We start from the raw sequence: 5,103 nt of genomic DNA on the forward strand, positions 1-5,103 counted from the left end.
CGGGCGCTCCCGTAGAAGATCCGCCAGGCTCATGGTCCCTCCCGTGGGTTCTTGGTCGGTCCGGTCCGTCTTCGGCCGCCCCGTGGACGGGGCGGCTTCCGGAGGCGGTCCGTGCACGGGAATGCTATCGACGTGCCTTTTCCGGGGACCGGCCGCCCCGGCGGAGAATTCCGGGGCGGCCTACCGCCATTTCCATGGCGTGGGGAACGTCACTTCCCCGGGGTGGAAAGGGGCGTTTTCCCGTACTGGGGGAAAGGCGCGTGGACGGGACGTGCCGCCAGCCGCCCACCCCGTTCCGCCCGTCCCGTTCCGCCCGTCCCCGGGCCGTCACTCCGCGGCCCCGTCCAGCTCCCGCTCGTCCGGGGATCCGCCGTCGAACCGCGTCGACTCCGGGACGAATCGGGACAGCGGAGCCGCCACCAACGCCGCGACCACGCTGAACGCGACCACCGCCGTCACCGCCCAGCCCATACCGAGCAGCTCCCACAACCACCCGAACGACAGCACGGTCAGCATCCTGGTGGCGCTGTCCACCATCCCCAGCATCGAGAACATGGTGTTCCGGTTGTCGTCGGAGAACATCAACTGCTGCCACACGTGCGACAACACCAACGTCAGCCCGATCAGGAACTCCGACACCACCAGTCCCGGGACCAGCGGGACGAGTCCGTGCGCCGCCAACAGCAGGGGCAGGCCCGAGCACGCCGCGAGCAGGGGCGCCCACACATGGGGACGGCCCCGGCCCACGAACCTCGAACTCGCCGAGCCCGCCGTCATGGCGACCACCATCACCAGCAGCACCAGGCCGTTGAGGCGGACGTTCTCGCCGTGCGCGGCCATCAGCATCGGCTGCCAGGAGATCACCAGCACGGCCAGGCCGGAGGCCGACGCCGCCGACAGCGCCACCAGCGGCGCGAAGCGCCGACCCACCACCGCCACGGCCGACTCCCGGACGATCTCGGCGACCGGCCGCCCCGGCTGTCCCGGTGAGCGGGGAAAGCACACGGGGGTCAGGGACCCCAGCGTGACCAGGGCCGCGCCGCCCACCAGGATCAGGGCGTCCGCGGGCAGCCAGGCGCCCGCCACCACCACCGAGGCCGCGCCCAGCACCGCGCCGCCGTGCCCCGACACCTGGCCGAACCGCACCGTCCGCGCGATCCGCGCCGAGCGGTCGCGGCCGCCGATCCGGTTGACCACGAGCGCGGTCAGCGTCCCCGAGTGCAGGCGGAAGCCGACCGCCCACAGGTACATGCCCGCGAGCGTCGGCGCGAGCCCGTCCGCGTACCCCATCAGCAGGAAACCCGCGCCCCACACGGCCATCCCGACCGCCAGGAGCCTGCGGTGCCCGTACCGGTCGCCGAGCGCGCCACTGGGCGCCTCGACCAGCAGGGCCACCAGGTTCGTGGAGCCGAGCATCGCGCCCAGCATCCATGGCTCCGCGCCGCGTTCCAGCAGAACCGTGACGAACACCGCGCCGTACACGAAATCGGCCGACGCGCCGAGGAGGGTGAAGGAGGTGTACCGGACGAGCAGGGGCGATTCTCCGGTTCTGTCCGCTGCCATGGGCGTGCTTTTCCTGTCTTCTCCTGGGGGAGGTCTCCGTGGTTCCGGGAAATTCCGGCAACGCTAGCACGCGTGTTTTTCGCGCGGCCACGGATTTCCTCCAGCCCGGGTTTTCGGCGGGAAAAGGCGCTCGGTGGTGTTTGCGAGGCGGGAGGAGGTTGACGAAGACGGCGTACTCTTTGCCCTATTTTCACCATGTATGACCGGTTTCTGAGTGTGTCGGTCGGGCATGGGATGGCCATGTGGTTCCGAGGTGGTCACGGCCATGACTGAGTAGCGGGCCGACTCCAAGGAGGCTTGGTGATGTACTCGCACGAGAGAACCGACGGACACGAAGGCACGGGCGGCCACATGGCGGCGACCGCCCGCGACGCGGCGGGCGGGGTCGCTTCCACGGCTGGTGACCAGGCACGGTCCCTCGCCCATGAGGCCCGTTCGGAGGCCCGGCACGTCACGGGCGACGTCCAGTCCCGGCTCCGTGAGGAAGCCCAGGAGCAGACCCGGCGCACGTCGCGGAACCTGCGCCAGTGGTCCGAGGAACTGTCGTCCATGGCGGACGCCGGGGACCAGCGGTCCCCGGTCAGCGGTGCCGTGCGCCAGGTCGCCCAGGGCGGTCGCGGAGCCGCCGACTTCCTGGACGAACGGGGGATGGACGGCCTGGTGGAGGAGACCAGGAGGTTCGCGCGACGCAGGCCCCTCGCCTTCCTGGCCGGTGCCGCCGTGGCCGGTTTCGCGGTCGGGCGCGTCCTCAGGGCCTCGTCCGCCCTCTCGGGCCAGGGTCAGGGCGACGGCGACCACCCCGAGGCGATCGGCTCCGGTGAACGGGCCCGTCCGCCCGAACCGCGCCTGAGCGAGGACGATCCCGACGAGGTGGGTCCGAACCGGGAACGCCCCGTGACGCCCCGCGCCGAGGACATCAGCCCGCGGTCCGAGGGACCGGGGCGGCCAGGACCGACTCTCTGAGGGGGCTGACATGGCGACCACTCCCAGAATCCCGTCGAGCAGGAACGAGCCCGGCCACGAGACAGGGGAGGACCGGTCCCTGTCCGAGCTCGTCGGTGAGGTGACCGGCGACCTCCAGACCCTGTTCCGGCAGGAGGTCGCGCTGGCCAAGGCCGAGGTCCGCGAGGAGGCCGTCAAGGCCGGCAAGGCGTCGGGGCTCCTGGGCGGAGCCGCGCTGGCTGGATACCTGACCGTGCTGATGCTCAGCCTCGCGGCCGTGTTCGGCCTGGCGGAGCTCATCGGCCTGGGCTGGTCCGCGTTGGTCGTCGCGGTGTTGTGGGCGATCGCCGGCGCGGTCCTGTTCGTCATGGGCCGCAACCGGATGCGCGAGGTCTCGCCGACACCGGAACGCACGATCGAGACCCTCAAGGAGGACGCGCAATGGGCGAAACACCCGACCAGATAAGACAGGACATCGAGCGGACCCGGTCCGAGCTGACCCACGACACGGATCGTCTGGTCGACCGGGCCAACCCGCGCAACGTCGTGCACCGGCGCACCCAGCGGATGCGCCACAGGGCCCAGGGGATGAGGAACCGGCTCATGGGTGCGTCCGAGGAGAAGGCCGGAGAGATGCGACACACCACCAACCAGGCGGTCGGCATGGCGAGGTCCATGCCGGAACGGGTCGAACACGGGACCCAGGGCAACCCCATCGCCGCGGGGCTGATCGCCTTCGGCGCGGGTCTCCTGGTCGCCTCGGTCATCTCCGAGAGCCGTGCGGAGCAGCGCGCGGCGCAGCGGGTGGGCGAACGCGCCGGCCCGGTGATCGAACCGGCTCGGCAGTCGGTGGCGGAGTCCGCCACCCACGTGAAGGAACAGGCGATGGAGTCCGCGCAAGCCGCCGGGGAGCACCTCAAGGGCAGCGCCTCGGAGTCCGCGCGGACGACGGGCGAGCACGCCCGGGACGAGGCGAAGTCCGCGTCGAACGAGATGCGCGGTTCCTGAGGACGCGCCAGGTCGCGGAGTTCGTCTCCCGTACCGTCCCGGCGTTCGGGGTGGTACGGACACACGGCGGGCGGAGGGCCGTCGGTCCTCCGCTCGGCCTCCTCCGAGCCCCGGCCACCGGGGCGGACGGGAAGGAGTGGGAGATGGCGGGGCGGAACCCCTCAGAGATCCGTACCGGACGTTCCTCTTCGGAGGAGCCCAAGGGACCAACCGGTATGTCGCCGTCCTCATGGTGGGCGTCGTTGCGCCGGACCGTCAGGGAGTTCCAGGACGACTCCCTGACCGACCTCGCCGCCGGGCTCACCTACTACGCGATCCTGTCGCTCTTCCCGGCACTCCTGGTGCTGGTGTCCCTGGTCGGCCTGGCGAGCCCCTCGGCGACGCAGACCCTGGTCGAGAACGCCTCCGGGGCGATGCCCGAGCAGGCCGGACAACTGCTGACGACGGCGATCGAGAGCCTCCAGGGGAACCGTGCGGCCGCGGGCGTGTTCGGTCTGATCAGCCTGGCCGTCGCCCTGTGGTCGGCCTCCGGCTACGTCGCGGCCTTCATGCGCGCGTCCAACGTCATCTACGACGTTCCCGAGGGGCGCCCCATCTGGAAGACGCTGCCGATCCGTGTCGGCGTCACCCTGCTACTGGTCATCCTGATGTCCCTGACCGTGATCGGGGTCGCCGTCAGCGGCGGCGTCGCGGAGTGGGTCGGGAACCTGCTGGGGCTCGGGTCGGTCGCGGTGACGGTGTGGGGCATCGCGAAGTGGCCGGTCCTGCTGTTCATGGTCGTGTTCATGATCACGCTCCTGTACTGGGCCTCACCCAACGCCAGGCGCGGGCTCCGCTGGGTCAGCCCGGGAGGCGTGCTGGCGGTCGTGCTCTGGCTGGTCGCCTCGGTCGCCTTCGCCTTCTACGTCGCCAACTTCGCGTCCTACGGCCAGACGTACGGCAGCATGGCGACGGTGGTCGTCTTCCTCGTGTGGCTGTGGATCTCCAACATCGCGCTCCTGCTCGGTGAGGAGTTCAACGCCGAGATCGAACGCGGACGCGCCATGTCCGAGGGGCAGCCGGAGGACGTGGAACCCTACGTCGACATGCGTCAGGTCCCCAAGCAGAAGCGACGGGTCCCCAAGCAGGAGCAGGGCGCCTACCACCGACAGGGGTGACGGTCCCGGCGGGGCCGCGCGAACACGGGGCGGAGCGTTCCGCCCCGTCCCCGGCCCGCCGGCGTGGGACCGGCCCCGCGCGGCGGCGGGCGCGGCCCCACGGTCACACCGTTCAGCCCAGGGCCTCGGCGAGGGCGGCGGCCAGGACGGGTACGCCCGGATTCCGGTCCCCGCGCGGCCACACCAGGCCCAGCGACGACTCCGGCAGGCCGTTGACCGGGACGAGGACGACGTCGTCCCGGTCGGCGTGGGCCACGGTGTCACCGGCCAACAGCATGGCACCCCTGCCAGCGGCGACCTGGGACAGCCCCTCCCGCAGGGTGTCCACGCCGCTCTCGTGGCGGATGGCCCTGCCGAGCGGGGTGATGGTGGGTGCGTGGACGCGCAGCCAGTGGTCGGGAACCCGCCGAACCGGGATGAGCGAGACCCGTGC

5 protein-coding genes and 1 pseudogene are annotated in these 5,103 nt (G+C 71.4%); 4 read left to right on the forward strand and 2 right to left on the reverse strand.

Features of this window, described 5'->3' with window-relative positions; translation table 11 throughout:
- Positions 1–327: 327 nt before the first annotated feature.
- The gene (locus D455_RS0119640; protein ID WP_017572417.1) at positions 328–1,563 is read right to left on the reverse strand and encodes an MFS transporter; all 1,236 of its coding nucleotides are present in this window, start codon (positions 1,561–1,563) and stop codon (positions 328–330) included.
- Between the two features lie 303 nt (positions 1,564–1,866).
- Here D455_RS0119640 and D455_RS0119645 point away from each other — a divergent pair, with 303 nt between their 5' ends.
- The 4 genes from D455_RS0119645 to D455_RS0119660 all read left to right on the forward strand — a co-directional run bounded on the left by D455_RS0119645 (position 1,867) and on the right by D455_RS0119660 (position 4,670).
- Positions 1,867–2,526 (forward strand): hypothetical protein, encoded by a 660-nt coding sequence (locus tag D455_RS0119645; RefSeq protein ID WP_017572418.1) that lies wholly within the window; start codon positions 1,867–1,869, stop codon positions 2,524–2,526.
- Positions 2,527–2,536: 10 nt separating this feature from the next.
- Entirely contained in the window at positions 2,537–2,971 is a 435-nt protein-coding gene (locus tag D455_RS0119650) for a phage holin family protein (RefSeq protein WP_017572419.1), read from the forward strand.
- Positions 2,947–3,513, forward strand: coding sequence for a DUF3618 domain-containing protein (locus tag D455_RS0119655; protein WP_017572420.1), 567 nt, complete (start codon positions 2,947–2,949; stop codon positions 3,511–3,513). The genes D455_RS0119650 and D455_RS0119655 overlap by 25 nt, the downstream gene beginning before the upstream one ends.
- 215 nt (positions 3,514–3,728) lie before the next feature.
- Positions 3,729–4,670: a YihY/virulence factor BrkB family protein gene (locus D455_RS0119660; protein WP_017572421.1), complete on the forward strand. Its 942-nt coding sequence runs from the start codon at positions 3,729–3,731 to the stop codon at positions 4,668–4,670.
- Between the two features lie 112 nt (positions 4,671–4,782).
- Here the strand turns inward: D455_RS0119660 and D455_RS0119665 are convergent.
- A pseudogene (locus tag D455_RS0119665) lies at positions 4,783–5,103 on the reverse strand (LysR family transcriptional regulator); the annotation flags it as partial.

It is taken from the genome of Nocardiopsis halotolerans DSM 44410 (assembly GCF_000341065.1).
Taxonomy (GTDB): Bacteria; Actinomycetota; Actinomycetes; order Streptosporangiales; family Streptosporangiaceae; genus Nocardiopsis; species Nocardiopsis halotolerans.